This is a genomic window from Kitasatospora sp. NPDC058063 (assembly GCF_042885395.1).
Classification (GTDB): domain Bacteria; phylum Actinomycetota; class Actinomycetes; order Streptomycetales; family Streptomycetaceae; genus Kitasatospora; species Kitasatospora lactacystinica.
This window is the reverse complement of record NZ_JBHVSD010000020.1, coordinates 44117-57592: the sequence shown is the minus strand read 5'-3', so window position 1 is coordinate 57592 and position 13476 is coordinate 44117. Positions and strand designations below refer to the sequence as shown.

The window sequence follows — 13476 nt, the reverse complement described above, 5'->3', positions numbered from 1 at the left end:
CCGGCACTTCGCCGCGAACCGGACGGAGGGCCGTATTCCGGTCGCGTTCGCCACGTCCCGCCCGGCACCGACCGACCCCGACCGGCCCTGCCACGCATCCCGCGGGCCCCGGCGCCCGCCCGTAGGCCCGGTGGGTGCGGCCCGCGCAATGGGCGGGTCAAGGGCGCGCGGGCCAGGGACGGCGCGTCAGACGACTTCCAGGTTGGCCATCATCCCCATGTCCTCGTGCTCGGCGTTGTGGCAGTGGAAGAGGTAGCGGCCGCGGTAGCCGTCGAAGCGGGTGATGATCTCCGCGGACTCCCCCGGGCGCAGCGAGACGGTGTCCTTGAGGCCGGCGTCGTGGGGCAGCGGGGGTTTGCCGCCGCGGGTGAGGATGCGGAAGCCCACCAGGTGGAGGTGGACGGGGTGGTGGACGTCGGCGATCAGGCGCCAGATCTCGGTGTCGCCGAGGGGGACGGTGACGTCGGTGCGGGCGGGGTCGAAGGGGCGGCCGCCGATCAGCCAGCCGTGGCCGCCGTTCATGCGGCCGGCGCGGAAGGCGAAGTCGCGGGTGCGCACGGCGTCCTGGCGGTTCCAGTCGGGCAGGTCGGTCGACAGGACGGGTGGGATGCGGCTGTCGTCGGCGGCGGGGCGGCGGGTGATGCGGAAGGCCATGATGTCGCGGGTGCGGCCGGTGCCGAGGCGGTTGACGAGGCGGACCAGGGAGCCGACGGGGGCGGCGGCGAAGTCGACGACGAGGTCGTGGCGTTCGGCGGGGGCCAGGGGCAGGGAGCGGTGGGTGACGGGGGTGGCGAGCAGGCCCTGGTCGGCGCCGACCTGGACGAGGTCGAGGCGGCGGCCGTCCTCGGTACGGGCCTCGATCTCGTAGTGGCGGGCGTTGGAGGCGTTGAGCAGGCGCAGGCGGTGGCGGGCGGCGTCGGTCTCGTGGACGGGCCAGGGGGCGCCGTTGACGAGGACGACGTCGCCGAGGACGCCGGCGAGGTGGGGTTCGGTGACGCCGGGGCGCTCGCGCAGGGTGGGGTCGAGGGAGGGGTAGGTCAGGGCGCCGTCGGCGGCGAAGGCGCGGTCGGTGATCATCAGCGGGATCTCGCGGGGGCCGGCGGGCAGGCCGAGGGCGTCCTCGGTGTCGTCGCGCACGATGTGCAGGCCCGCGAGGCCGCGCCACAGGGCGGGGGCGGTGAAGTCCATGCGGTGGTCGTGGTACCAGAGCAGGGTGGGGCGCTGGTCGTTGGGGAAGGTGTAGTCGCGTGTGCGGCGGCTGGTGACGGCGCGGGGGTCGGTCATGGCGCCGCCCGTGCCGCCCATGCCGTGCGCGTCCTGCATGCCGGGCATGACGTGGGGGGTCTCGGGCCAGCCGGCGGGCAGGACGAGGTCGGTGGGGTAGCCGTCGGAGTCGGCGGGGGTGTGCCCGCCGTGGAGGTGGACGACGGTGGGTACCGGCAGTTCGTTGCGGTGGGTGACGGTGACGGGCCGGCCGCGGCGGGCCTCGACGGTGGGGCCGGGGAAGGTGCCGCCGTACGTCCACAGCCGGGTGGTGAGGCCGGGCAGGATCTCGGCGTCGGTCTCGCGCTGGACGATCTCGTAGCGGTCGGCTCCGCCGTCGGTGGACAGGGGCCTGGCGACGGCGGGCAGCGGCAGCGGCACCCGGTAGGGGGGTGGCAGGGCGGCGGTGCTGCGCAGTTGGGCGCCGGTGGTGGCGGGGTGGCGGGCGAGGGTGGCGGCGGTGGCGAGGCCGGTGGTGGTGAGCAGGCCGAACGCGCCGCCGATGCCGAGGATCTGACGGCGGGTCAGGCCGAGCGGGCGGCCGGGGCGGGGTTCAGTCACGGTCGTCCTCCCGGCGGGCGGCGAGGCGCGCGGGCAGCGGGGTGCGCCACAGGGCGATGGTGAGGACGACGGTGGCGGCGATGGTGGCCACGCCCAGGGGCAGGTGCAGCCACAGGGCGCCGTCGCGTCCGGCGAAGTACTGGACGGTCTCGGCCGCGACGACGGCGAGGGTGGCGGCCGCCGGCCAGCCGCGGCGCAGCCGGATCCACACCACGAGGGCGGCGATCAGCTGGAGGTAGCCGAGGGAGGTGACGACGTTGGCGCCGGTGGCGTGCCAGGTGAGGGCGTCGTAGTCGCCGCTGAGGTAGACGCCGGCGAAGACGGGCTGGCCGAAGACGGCGGCGGTGTGGGCGGCGGCCAGGGCGCGCAGGGTCCGTCCGGCGGGCCCGGTCCGCTCCCCCGCGGCGGACCGGGCCTTCGGCTCCGGTGGGGTCCTGTCGGCGGCGATGGCCATGGGCGTCCTTCCTCGAACCGTTGCCGGGCCGCGCCGTGTGCCGGTGCGCGGCCCCGCCCATGACGCTATGACCGTCCGGTTATCCTGTCTAAGATCAATATTGCTATGGCGTTATGACGCCTCGGGCATGGGGGCGCCGGTGGACCTGAACACGCTCGCGCAGTTCCTGACGGTGGCGCGGCTGGAGCACCTGAGCCGGGCCGCCGAGGAACTGCGCGTCGCCCAGCCGTCGTTGAGCCGCTCCATCGCCCGGCTGGAGGCCGAGCTGGGCACCCCGCTGTTCGAGCGGGGCGGGCGGCTGCGGCTGAACGCGGCCGGGCACCTGTTCCGCGGCTACGCGGAGCGTTCGCTCGGCGAACTGGAGGCGGGCCGACGGGCGGTGGCGGAGGCCGCCGGGCAGGGACTGGGCACGGTGCGCCTGGCCTCGGAGACGTTCCTGGCCTTCAGCGGGCCGCTGGCGGCGTTCAAGCGCGGCCACCCGGGGGTGGAGATCGAGCTGCACCAGCTGCCCGCGCAGGAGGCGGCGCGGCGGCTGCGGGCCCAGGACGTCGACCTCGCCGTCTTCTCCCAGCCCGTCGCCGCCGAGGGCCTGGAGTCGGTGCCGCTGCTGGACGAGGAGGTGGGGCTGGCCGTCCCGGTGGGCGACCCGCTGGCCGGCCGCACCTCGGTGGGCGTCGAGGAGCTCGCCGAGCGCCCGTTCATCGCCGCCCGCCCCGGCCACTGGCAACGCCGCCTGCTGGACCGGCTGTTCGCCGCCCGCGGGCTGGTGCCGCGGATCGTCTGCGAGAGCGACGAGGCCGGCGCCATCGCCGAACTGATCAGCGCGGGCCTGGGCATCGGCCTGGTGCCCGCCGTCGCCCGGCGCACCGCCACCCGCCTGCCGCTGGTGTGGGTCGGCGTCGACAGCCCCGACTGCCGGCGCTCCCTGACCCTGTTCTGGGACGCGCGGGCCCGCCTGCCCGCCGGCGCCCGGCTGCTGCGCGAGGCGATCACGGGCTGGGACTGGGCGGGCGGCGGGCGGACAACGGGCGGCGGGCAGGCAGCGGGCGGCGGGCAGGCGGACGGCGGCGGGCGGGCGGGCGGCGGCTTCTGACGGCCGCCCGCCGGTTCGGCGCCGCTACAGCTTCGCGGCCGAGAAGGTGTCGCACTGGGCGAAGTCGCCGCCGCGGTAGCCGGTGGTGAACCAGGCCTTGCGCTGCTCGGCGGAACCGTGCGTCCAGGCCTCCGGGTTGATCCGCCCGGTGGCCTGCTGCTGGATCCGGTCGTCGCCGACCGCCGCCGCCGCGTCCAGGCCCTGGGCGATGTCCTGGTCGGTGAGCGAGGCGATCAGCGGACGGCCGGTGGAGGGCTGCGGGGTGGTCGTCGCGTGGTGCGCCCACACCCCGGCGTAGCAGTCGGCCTGCAGCTCCAGGCGCACCGAGCCGCTGGAGGCGCCCTGGCGGTCGTTGCCGACCTTCTGCATGGCGCCGGTGAGGTTCTGGATGTGGTGGCCGTACTCGTGGGCGACGACGTAGGACTCGGCGAACGGGCCGCCCTTGGCGCCGAAGCGGGCGGACAGCTCGTTGAAGAAGCCCAGGTCGACGTAGGCCTTCTTGTCGCCGGGGCAGTAGAACGGGCCCACCGCCGAGGTCGCCGCCCCGCAGGCGGTGGAGACCTGACCGGTGAACAGCACCGTCTCGGCGTTCTTGTACGGGACCTTGGCGGCGCGTGGCAGCTCGGTGCGCCAGAACTCCTGGAGGCTGTTGGTGACCGCCACGATCCGGCAGTCCTGGCGCTTGTTGGCGTCCGCCCCGGTCTTGCAGGCCTGCTGCGCCTCGCCGGCGGTGCGCACGCCGGAGGAATTGGAGGAGGAGCCGGAGCCGGAGGACAGGCCCAGCAGCTGCGGGTCGACCCCGAGGACGACGGCGAACAGCACCGCGATCAGGCCCACGGCCCCGCCCCCGATGGCGATCTTCCCGCCCGGGATGCCGCGCCGGTCGTCCACCTGCGAGGTGTCGAGGTCGCCCTGGTCGTCGAACTGCATGTGCCCCTGCCTGCCCGTTTCTGTCGCGTTCCGCCCTACTGGTGACGGTCTGTACCGTCGACGGCCCGGCCCAGCCTACGGGCCCCGCCCCGGATCGCGCCGCAGCGGGTCCCGGCTGCCCCGCCCCGGTCCGCGCCGCCGCCGGTCCCGCCCCGGTTCGCACCGCGGCCCCGCCCCGGCGGCCCGGGCACGGTCGGGCGGGCACGGTCAGGCGGGCGCCGGGGCGCCGACGACGCGCAGCAGCTCCAGGCGGGAGGCCGACTCGCCGCCCGGCGCGGCGGTGTGCACCAGCAGCAGCTGGTCCTCGCCGCCGGCGGCCAGCACCTCGCACTCCAGCTCCAGCGGCCCCACCACCGGGTGCAGCACCCGCTTGCGGCCGCTGCGCCGCCGGGCGACCTCGTGGCGCTCCCAGCAGGAGGCGAACTCCTCGCCGCTGGCGAGGAGTTGCTCCAGCAGTTCGGCGGCGCGCCGGTCCCCGGGGCGGGCGGTGCGGGCGGCGCGCAGGGAGGCGACGTGGGCGCGGGCGAGGTCCTCGTGGTCCTCGGGCGGGAACAGCGCCCGCACGCCCGGTTCGGTGAACCAGCGCAGCAGCAGGTTGCGCCGCTCGGGCGCCAGGGCGGTGACGTCGCCGAAGACGGCGGTGGCCATCGGGTTCTGCGCGAGGACGTCGCCGAGGTCGGAGACGACCTGGGCGGGCGTGTCGTGCAGCCGGTCCAGGATCAGCAGCAGCCCCGGCCGCACGTGCCCGAGCGGGCCGTGCCGGCGCGGCGGCTCGTGCCCGGCGAGGCGGAACAGGTGGTCGCGCTCGTCCTCGCTCAGCCGCAGCGCCCGCGCCAGCGCGGCGAGCAGCTGCGGCGAGGGCTGCGGGCCGCGCCGCTGCTCCAGGCGCGCGTAGTAGTCCACCGACAGCCCCGCCACCTGCGCCACCTCCTCGCGGCGCAGCCCCGGTGTGCGCCGCCGGACCCCGGGCGGCAGCCCCAGGTCGGCGGGGGTGAGCCGGGCCCGGGTGCGGGTGAGGAAGTCGGCCAGTGCCGCTCGGTCGATCATGCCCCCAGCATGGCCCGCCGGCGCCCGCCGCCACCAGGGACCGGCGGTCCCCGGCTCGCGGACGCGGCCCCCCGGTGCCGCGCCCGTCCGGCCCGCGCCGGCCCGCACGGGCGGGGACACCGTCACCCGTCGGCGTGCGGTGGGTGTCCGCGGCGCCGGGCCCGGAACAGGACGTGGCCGCTGTCGCCCTCGGGCACGAACTCCTCGTGGACCACGTCGAAGCCGGCGCTCACGAGCCACCCGCGGCTGGTGGCGGCGTCGGCGTGGCTCCACCACATCGCGGCCCCGCCGCCGAGCCAGTTCTCGTCGGTCCCGGTCCAGGCCCGGTGCCCGGTGGTGCTCAGGAACCAGCCTCCCGGCCGCAGCCAGTGGGCGATCCGCTCCAGCAGGGCCGGCTGTTCCTCCACCGGCACATGGATCAGGGCGTACAGGCAGACGACGGCGTCGAAGCGGCCGCGGGGAAACTCCACGGTCGTGGCATCGGCGCGGATGAAGTCGGCGCCCGGCACGAGCTGCCGGGCCCTGCGGACCTGGACCTCGCTGATGTCGACCCCCGTCACCCGGTGACCCTCCGCGACCAGGGACCGGGCCACGGGAACCCCTGTGCCGCACCCGATGTCCAGGACGGTCGCGGCCCCGGGGAGCCGGCCGAGCAGATCCTCGATCCACGGTCCGTACTTCGTCCCGCTGCCGAACGCCCGCTCGTAGTGCTCCGACAGCACGTCGTACCCGCGCCGGACCACTTCCTTCGGATCCTCGTCGTCCACACGCGCACGCTACGGCGCGCCCGCCGGGAGCGCGACCGCTTTTCACCCGGCCCCGGCCGGGCCTGCGCCCGGGGCCGTGCGAGCGCCCGGGCCCCCAGCCAGGGATCGGCGGTCCCTGGATCGGGAGGTCTCTGCCGCACCGCTCGGGGCGCGGGCAGGGTGGTGGGTGTCGAAGGTGATCAACTCTCCTGGAGGAGGCGGACGATGGCGACGATCCTGGTGACGGGCGCGACGGGTTCGGTGGGCAGCAGGCTGGTGCCGCGGCTGGTGCGGTGGGCGGAGGCGGACGGGTCCTCGGTGCGGGTGCTGGTGCGGGACGCCGCGAAGGCGCGGGACCTGGACGGGGTGGAGGTGGTGGTCGGCGACCTGTGCGAGGAGGCGGACCGGGCGCGGGCGCTGGAGGGCGCCGAGGTGGTGCTGAACGTGGCGGCGGCGCTGCGCGGGGTGCCGGACGAGGCGGCGTGGGCGGTCAACCGGGACGCGGCCGTCGCCCTGGGGCGGGAGGCGGCGAAGGCCGGAGTGCGGCGGTTCGTCCACACCAGTACGAACCTGGTGTACGGGCGGGGGCTGGGGCGCCCCGCCGTGGAGGGCGACCGGCTCGCACCGGATCCGGCATGGGGGGTGTACGCGGCGTCCAAGGCGCAGGCCGAGGCGGGGCTGCGCGCGCTGGGGGACGAACTTCCGCTGGTGGTGGCCCGGTTGGCGTTCGTGTACGGGCAGGGCGATCCGCACCTGGCGCAGTCGCTGCACTGGGCGGCGAACTGGCCCGCGCACCAGCGCCTGGCGGTGGTGCACCACGCGGACGTGGCGCGGGCGCTGTGGCGCGCGGTGGTGACGCCCGGCATCGAGGGGCGCACGTACAACGTCGGCGACGACGCGCCACTGACGGCCTGGGACCTGTACGCGCTCAACGGCCGGACGCACCCCGGCAGTTCACCGGCCGAGCCGTTCGAGCCGTTCGACCCGTGGGAGGGACAGGTGTCCACGGCGGCGGCGCGCCGGGAGCTGGGCTGGCGTCCGCTGTACCCGTCGGCGTGGGCGGCGGCCGACGCCGGGGCGCTGTAGCGGACGCCGCCCGGCCCTCCCGGTACGGGGAGGGCCGGGCGGCGCCGCACAGCCGGCCCGCGCCGCACAGCCGGCCCGCGCCGCTCAGCCGGGCGGCGCCGCACAGCCGGTCAGTGCCGCTCAGCCGACCGGCGTGGGCGCGGGGGCGTAGCCGGCCGGGCGGGTGGTGAAGGTGCCGCGGCCCTGGGTGCGGCCGCGCAGGCGGCCCGCGTAGCCGAACAGTTCGGCCAGCGGCACCAGTGCGCCGACCCGGGCGGTGGCGCCGTGGCCGGGTTCGGTGGAGCGGACGTGGCCGCGGCGGGCGGCGAGGTCGCCCAGGACGGTCCCGAGGGCGTCCTCGGGCACGGTGACGCTCACTTCGGCCAGCGGTTCCAGCAGGTGCATCCGCGAGGCGCGCAGGGCCTCGCGCAGGCCGAGGCAGGCGGCGGTGCGGAAGGCGAGCTCGGAGGAGTCCTTGGGGTGGGTGGCCCCGTCGGTGAGGGTGACGGCGACGCCGGTGACCGGGTGCCCGCCGAGCGGGCCCTCGGCCAGGGCGTCGCGGCAGCCGGCCTCGACGGCCTGCACGTACTCGCGCGGCACCCGTCCGCCGGTGACGGTGGAGGTGAACGCGAACTCCCCCTCGGTGCCCGCCGGCAGGGGGTGGACGTCGAGGACGAGGTGGGCGAACTGCCCGGCGCCGCCGTCCTGTTTGGCGTGCCGGTAGGTGAAGCCGGTGACGCCCTCGGTGAGGGCCTCGCGCAGCGCGACGCGCGGGCGCCCGACGACCGCCTCCACGCCGGCCTCGCGCCGGACCTTCTCCACCGCGACCTCCAGGTGCAGTTCGCCCAGGCCGGACAGGGTGCGCTGGCCGGTCTCGGGGTCGGTGGCCACGCGCAGCGAGGGGTCCTCCTCGGCCAGGCGGGCGAGGGCGGCGGCGAGCTTGTCGGTGTCGGCGGCGCGGCGGGCCTCGACGGCGACGGTGACGACCGGTTCGGCGCTCACGGGGGCCTCCAGGACGATGGGGTGCTCGGCGTCGCACAGGGTGGCGCCGACGCGGGTGTGCTTGGGGCCGACGACGGCGACGATGTCGCCGGCCCGGGCGCTGTCGGTCTCGGTGTGGCGGTCGGCCAGGACGGTGAGGATGCGGGCGACGCGCTCGCGGCGGCCGGTGGCGGTGTCGAGCACGGTGGCTCCCTTGTGGAGGGTTCCGGCGTACAGGCGCAGGTGGGTCAGGCGCCCGGTCGGGGCGGAGGTGACCTTGAACGCCAGGGCGGTCAGGGGCTGTTCGGGGTCGGGGTCGCGCTGCTGGGCGCGGTCGGCGGAGCGGGTGGGCGGGACGTCGAGCGGGGAGGGCAGGTAGGCGACGGCGGCGTCCAGGAGGGGTTCGATGCCGCGGTTGCGGTAGGCGGAGCCGCACAGCACCACGACCACCTCGCCGGTGCGGGTGAGGTCGCGCAGGGCCGCGGTGAGGGTGTCGGCGCCCAGGGTGGCGCGGGCGCAGAACTCCTCCAGGGCCTCGGGGTGCAGTTCGGCCACCGCCTCCTCCAGGGCGCGGCGGCGCTCGGCCGCCACGGCTTCGAGGCCGGCCGGGACCGGGCCTTCGTGCAGGGTGCCGTCGTCGTCCCAGGTGAGGGCGCGCAGGCCGACCAGGTCGACGACGCCGGTGAACGACTCCTCGGCGCCGATGGGCACGTGGACGGCCAGCGGGCGCGGATGCAGGCGTTCGCGGATGGCGGCGACGGCGGCGTCCAGGTCGGCGCCGGCGCGGTCGAGCTTGTTGACGAAGGCGATGCGCGGCACGCCGTGGCGTTCGGCCTGGCGCCACACCGACTCGCTCTGCGGCTCGACGCCGGCGACCGCGTCGAACACCGCCACCGCGCCGTCGAGCACCCGCAGGGAGCGCTCGACCTCGTCGGCGAAGTCGACGTGGCCGGGGGTGTCGATGAGGTTGATCCGGTGCCCGGCCCAGGCGCAGCTGACGGCGGCGGCGAAGATGGTGATGCCGCGGTCGCGCTCCTGGGGGTCGAAGTCGGTGACGGTGGTGCCGTCGTGGACCTCGCCGCGCTTGTGGGTGGTGCCGGTGAGGTAGAGGATCCGCTCGGTGACGGTGGTCTTGCCGGCGTCGACGTGGGCGAGGATGCCGAGGTTGCGGACGGCGGCGATGCCGGCGGTCGCGGCGGCGGCGGTGCTGCGGGCGACGGTGGTGCCGGTGGCGGTGCTGCGGGTGGCGGTGCTGCGGGTGGTGGTGTGGGTGCGCATGGCCCGGGTGCCTTTCGAGGCGGTTCTGCTCGTGGGGTGGGCGCGCGATTCCAGCAGTGCCGACGGATCGTCGGATTCATGACCACGGAATGGGACTACGGCCGGACAGGCCGGTGTCAGACGGTGGCGGCACTGCTCCGGTGCCGGCCGCGCAGCGGGCACCGGGAGGCCGGGGACACCAAAATCACCTCGTACCGCGACGCGGGAGAGGGGGCGGCGGCGCTCTGCTTCGGCATGGCCGCCCGCCCCCTTTCCCGGTCTCGTCCGTCACGGTCGTCGTCTCGGGCCGCGCGTCGGGGCGCGGCCGCGTGGCGAGTGTAGGGAAGGCGGGCCGGCCGGTGCGACGGGTTTTACGGCCCGGGTCCTACGGCGCCCGGAAGCGCAGGACCGGCTCCGACCAGCCGTCGTCGCGCACCCCGGCGTCCAGGGCGGCGCCGATGGCGCGTTCCTCGTACGCGAAGTGGGAGTCCATGATGGCGGCGAGTCCGTCGAGTTCGCGCCCGATCGCCTCCAGGTCGGCGCCGGTGGCGCCCTGGACGACGGCTTCGGCGGCCCGGTCGGCGAGGTGGCGCACCCGGGTGAGGATGTGGGTGATGAAGCCGTGGTCCTCGACGAGTTTGCCGATGGTCGGCGCCAGGTCGGGGCGTTCGTGCAGGAGTTGGGCGAACAGGCCGGTGTCCTCGCCCTGGTGGTGGTTGGTCAGGGCGGTGCAGAAGGCCAGGCAGTGGGTGAGGAGTCCGCTGTCGTCGTCCGGGCGGCGGGGCCGGCCGAGATTGGTGCGCAGGTCGGCGAGGCGGCGGCGCAAGTCCTGGTGCGCGCGGGAGAGTTGCAGGCTGAGGGCGGCCGTACGGCCGGTGGAGGGGGAGGCCACGGGTGGCGGTCCCTTCGGTTCCGCACCTCCATGCCTGACGCAGTCCGTCACCGGCACGCGATGCTCGCGCCATCGGATCACGTGCCCCGGCCGGAGGGCAAGCGGGGCTCCTGCGCCCCGGGTGGTGTCCCGGGGCCGCCGTCACGCTCCGCCGGCGAGGTCGCGCAGGGTCGCCCCGGCCTTCGGGGTCAGGACGAGCGGACCCCTGCCGCTCGTCCACACGGCCCGCACGTCGAGGCTTCGCAGGCGCCAGCCGTCGGGGGTGCGCACCGCCTCGCCGGTGAACGTGCCGCCGACGTCGAAGTGGCCGCCGGGTTCCTCGCCGCGCGCCTGCTGGGTCGAGGCGAGGTGGACGTGCGCCATGACGGCGTTCCAGCGCACCGCGGCCCGGTCCCCGTCCAGGTCGATCATGTGATTGGCGCCCACGTGCTGGGTCCGCTCGAACTTCCCGAGGGTCGCCTGCTCGGACTCGGCCAGCCCGTCGATGCCCTCGTGGTCCCCCACCGGCGTGGTGATCCGCACGTCGGGGGTGAAGTAGCGCCGCGCCCACGCCTCGTCGAACCGCCCGCCGCCGCGGGGCACCGTGTCGAGGCTGAGCAGGTAGCCGTCGATGAGGCCGGTGATGTCGGCGCGGTCGGTGAGGACCTGGATCCGCTGTTCGAGCGCGGCGAGGTTCGCGGTGGTGGTGATGGTGGTCATGGCCCTGGCTCCTCGGGATCGCTGTGCGTGTCGCGTCCGGTCCGGTCGCGCACCCCGGAGACTAGGACCTCAAGTCGACTTGAGATCAAGGTTCCGGTCCGGAGTCCGGCGGGCCCGCCCGGCGGCGGGATCGGCGGCGGGATCGGACTCGTCCGCGGGACCGGGCTCGGGCTCGGGCTCGGGCTCGGGCTCGGCGGCAGGTTCGGCGGCCGCGCCGGCGCGCGGGCGCCCGAGCAGGATGCCGGCGACCACCAGCGCCAGTCCCGCGCCCTGGCGCACCCCGAAGGGGTCGCCGTCCAGCGCGGTGCCCAGCAGCACGCCGGTGAGCGGGTTGAGCAGTCCGAGCAGGCCCACCGTGCCGGCCGGCAGATGGCGCAGCCCGGCGAACCAGCAGGTGAAGGCGAGCGCGGTGGCGACCACGGTGGTGTAGCCGAAGGCGAGCAGGGTGGGCCCGTCCGCCGGCGGGGGCGCGCCCTCGGCGGCGGCGGCGAGCGGCAGCAGCACCAGGCCGCCGGCGGTCAGCTGCCAGGCGGTGGCGGTGAGCGGGTCGGCGCCCTCGCGCCAGCGGGCCGCCAGCACGTAGCCGACGGAGGAGACGAGCATCGCGGCCGCGGAGGCCGCCAGCCCGGCCCAGCCGATCCCCTCCCCCGTTCCGGCCAGCGCGAGGGCGACCCCGGCCAGGCCCACCACCGACCCCGCCAGGTGCGCGCGGCGCGGCCGCTGCCCGGCCAGCGCCCAGGCGGTGAGCAGCAGGGCCAGCGGGGAGGCGGCCATGAGGGTGGCGGCGGCGCTGGTGGGCAGCAGTTGGGAGGCGAGGTAGAGCAGGACGAAGAAGGCGGCGGTGTTGAGCAGGCCGAGCAGGGCGCTGCGCCACCACCAGGCGCCGTGCGGGCGGCGGCGGGCGAGGGCGAGCAGCAGCAGTCCGGCGGGCAGGGCGCGCAGGGCGGCGCCCCACAGGGGGCGGTCGGCGGGCAGGTGGGCGTGGGTGACCCAGTAGTTGGCGCCCCAGGCGACGGGGGCGAGGGCGGTGAGCAGCACCCAGCGTTTGGTGGCTTCCATGGAAGGCAATATAGCTTCCTGGGAAGCTACTGGCGTAGGGTGGTCTCCATGGAGCCCGACCAGCACGAGGACCGGTACGAAGAGCGGTACGAGGAGCGGCACGAGGAGCGGCACGAGGAGCGGTCCCCGGACCACGTCGCCCAGATCCAGGCCGCGTGGCGGCGCGAGCGCCCCGACCTCGACGTCTCCCCGCTGGCCGTCATCGGGCGCCTGCACCGCCTCGCCGCCCGCCTGACCGCCGAGCTGACCCTCGTCTACCAGCGCTACGGCCTGGGCGAGGGCGAGTTCGACGTGCTCGCCGCGCTGCGCCGCGCCGGCGCCCCGTACGAGCGGGCCCCGGGCGAGCTGGCCGCGCACACGATGGTGACCACCGGCGCGATGACCAAGCGGATCGACCGGCTGGAGCGCGCCGGGCTGGTCACCCGCCGCCCCGCCGTGGACGACCGGCGCGGGCGCGTGGTCGCCCTCACCGACGCCGGCCGGCGTCTGTTCGACGAGGCGTTCACCGCCCACCTGCGCAACGAGCACCGCCTGCTGGCGCACCTGAGCACCGAGGAGGCCGCAGCCCTGCAGGGCCTGCTCACCGCCTGGCAGCACCGCCTGGACGGCACCGGGGACGCGGGTGGAAGCCGCACCGGTGGAAGCCGCGCCGGGGGCCCCGGGGACGCGGGCCGTACGGAGCGGGGCGGTGACGGCGGGCCGTGAGAAGCTGACGCATGGCCAGCGAGACTCCCCCGCCCGACGCCCCGCCGCCGCACCACCGGCACTCCTCCGCTCCCCCGCCCGGCTGGCGGAACCCGGACGTGCGGGCCGCCCGGCGCCTGGTGGAGATGCTCCAGGAGCTGCGGGTGCTCCAGACCGGCGTGCAGATCGTCTTCGCGTTCCTGCTCAGCATCGCCTTCACCCCGCGCTTCCCCCAACTCACCGACGCCCAGCAGGACATCTACATCGTCACCCTGCTGCTGTCGGTCGTCTCCTCGGCCGTCCTGGCCACCCCCGTCGCCCTGCACCGCGGCCTGTACCGCCACCCCCGCAAGGCGCGGATCGTCGACGTCTCCGCCCGCATCGCCCAGGTGGGCCTGCTGCTGCTCGCCTGCGCGCTGACCGGCGCCGTGCTGCTGGTCCTCGACGTCGTCCTCGGCACCGTGCTGGCGGTGCCGATCACCTGCGCCATCGCGCTGGTCTTCGCCGTGCTGTGGTTCGTCCTGCCCTGGGCGGTGCGCCGCTCCGCCACCCACCACCGGACCTGACCCGACCGCCGCCCGTGCAACTCCGCTGCCGCCGCCCGCAGCGGAGTTGTACGGGCGGCGGACCACGGACCGGGCCGGGGCCGGCTGCCGGGCGCCGGGGGCCGGGCCGGGAGGCGCCCGCCGGGCCGCCTCCCCCACCCCACGGAGCCCACCCGCACCCCGGACCGCTTACCGTGCCG

Annotated in this window: 13 protein-coding genes; 4 read left to right on the top strand and 9 right to left on the bottom strand. The window is 76.2% G+C overall.

The genetic code is table 11. The features are described 5' to 3' along the window. Positions 1–186: 186 nt before the first annotated feature. Together ACFVUY_RS29710 and ACFVUY_RS29705 are read right to left on the bottom strand one after the other, a co-directional pair. A complete protein-coding gene (locus ACFVUY_RS29710) occupies positions 187–1824 on the bottom strand; it encodes a multicopper oxidase family protein (protein WP_387735079.1) in 1638 nt (545 codons plus the stop codon). Further along, entirely contained in the window at positions 1817–2278 is a 462-nt protein-coding gene (locus ACFVUY_RS29705; protein ID WP_387735076.1) for a hypothetical protein, read from the bottom strand. The genes ACFVUY_RS29710 and ACFVUY_RS29705 overlap by 8 nt, the downstream gene beginning before the upstream one ends. 67 nt (positions 2279–2345) lie before the next feature. On the opposite strand from ACFVUY_RS29705, the gene ACFVUY_RS29700 reads away from it, so the two are divergent. Further along, positions 2346–3371: a LysR family transcriptional regulator gene (locus ACFVUY_RS29700; protein WP_387735073.1), complete on the top strand. Its 1026-nt coding sequence runs from the start codon at positions 2346–2348 to the stop codon at positions 3369–3371. Between the two features lie 24 nt (positions 3372–3395). Here the strand turns inward: ACFVUY_RS29700 and ACFVUY_RS29695 are convergent, their stop codons facing one another. From ACFVUY_RS29695 to ACFVUY_RS29685, 3 genes are all read right to left on the bottom strand, one after another. Further along, a complete protein-coding gene (locus tag ACFVUY_RS29695; protein WP_387735070.1) occupies positions 3396–4301 on the bottom strand; it encodes a neutral zinc metallopeptidase in 906 nt (301 codons plus the stop codon). Positions 4302–4508: 207 nt separating this feature from the next. Next, a complete protein-coding gene (locus tag ACFVUY_RS29690; protein ID WP_387735307.1) occupies positions 4509–5345 on the bottom strand; it encodes a helix-turn-helix transcriptional regulator in 837 nt (278 codons plus the stop codon). Positions 5346–5470: 125 nt separating this feature from the next. Further along, positions 5471–6115 carry a class I SAM-dependent methyltransferase gene (locus ACFVUY_RS29685; RefSeq protein ID WP_387735067.1) on the bottom strand — a complete coding sequence of 215 codons (645 nt, stop codon included), beginning with the start codon at positions 6113–6115 and terminating at the stop codon, positions 5471–5473. A gap of 204 nt (positions 6116–6319) precedes the next feature. On the opposite strand from ACFVUY_RS29685, the gene ACFVUY_RS29680 reads away from it, so the two are divergent. Further along, complete coding sequence (locus ACFVUY_RS29680; protein WP_387735064.1) at positions 6320–7180, top strand: NAD-dependent epimerase/dehydratase family protein; 861 nt, start codon at positions 6320–6322, stop codon at positions 7178–7180. Between the two features lie 120 nt (positions 7181–7300). On the opposite strand, the gene fusA is transcribed toward ACFVUY_RS29680, so the two are convergent. From fusA to ACFVUY_RS29660, 4 genes are all read right to left on the bottom strand, one after another. Next, a complete protein-coding gene (gene fusA / locus ACFVUY_RS29675) occupies positions 7301–9418 on the bottom strand; it encodes an elongation factor G (RefSeq protein WP_387735061.1) in 2118 nt (705 codons plus the stop codon). A gap of 364 nt (positions 9419–9782) precedes the next feature. Beyond that, entirely contained in the window at positions 9783–10289 is a 507-nt protein-coding gene (locus ACFVUY_RS29670; protein ID WP_387735058.1) for a hemerythrin domain-containing protein, read from the bottom strand. Between the two features lie 141 nt (positions 10290–10430). Further along, positions 10431–10988: a nuclear transport factor 2 family protein gene (locus ACFVUY_RS29665; RefSeq protein WP_387735055.1), complete on the bottom strand. Its 558-nt coding sequence runs from the start codon at positions 10986–10988 to the stop codon at positions 10431–10433. Between the two features lie 69 nt (positions 10989–11057). After that, positions 11058–12047 carry a DMT family transporter gene (locus ACFVUY_RS29660; protein ID WP_387735052.1) on the bottom strand — a complete coding sequence of 330 codons (990 nt, stop codon included), beginning with the start codon at positions 12045–12047 and terminating at the stop codon, positions 11058–11060. A 48-nt stretch (positions 12048–12095) separates the two neighbouring features. Here ACFVUY_RS29660 and ACFVUY_RS29655 point away from each other — a divergent pair, with 48 nt between their 5' ends. Both ACFVUY_RS29655 and ACFVUY_RS29650 read left to right on the top strand, forming a co-directional pair. Then, the gene (locus ACFVUY_RS29655; protein WP_387735049.1) at positions 12096–12752 is read left to right on the top strand and encodes a MarR family winged helix-turn-helix transcriptional regulator; all 657 of its coding nucleotides are present in this window, start codon (positions 12096–12098) and stop codon (positions 12750–12752) included. Between the two features lie 11 nt (positions 12753–12763). After that, positions 12764–13297, top strand: a complete 534-nt coding sequence (locus ACFVUY_RS29650; RefSeq protein ID WP_387735046.1) for a DUF6328 family protein — start codon at positions 12764–12766, stop codon at positions 13295–13297. Positions 13298–13476 lie beyond the last annotated feature (179 nt).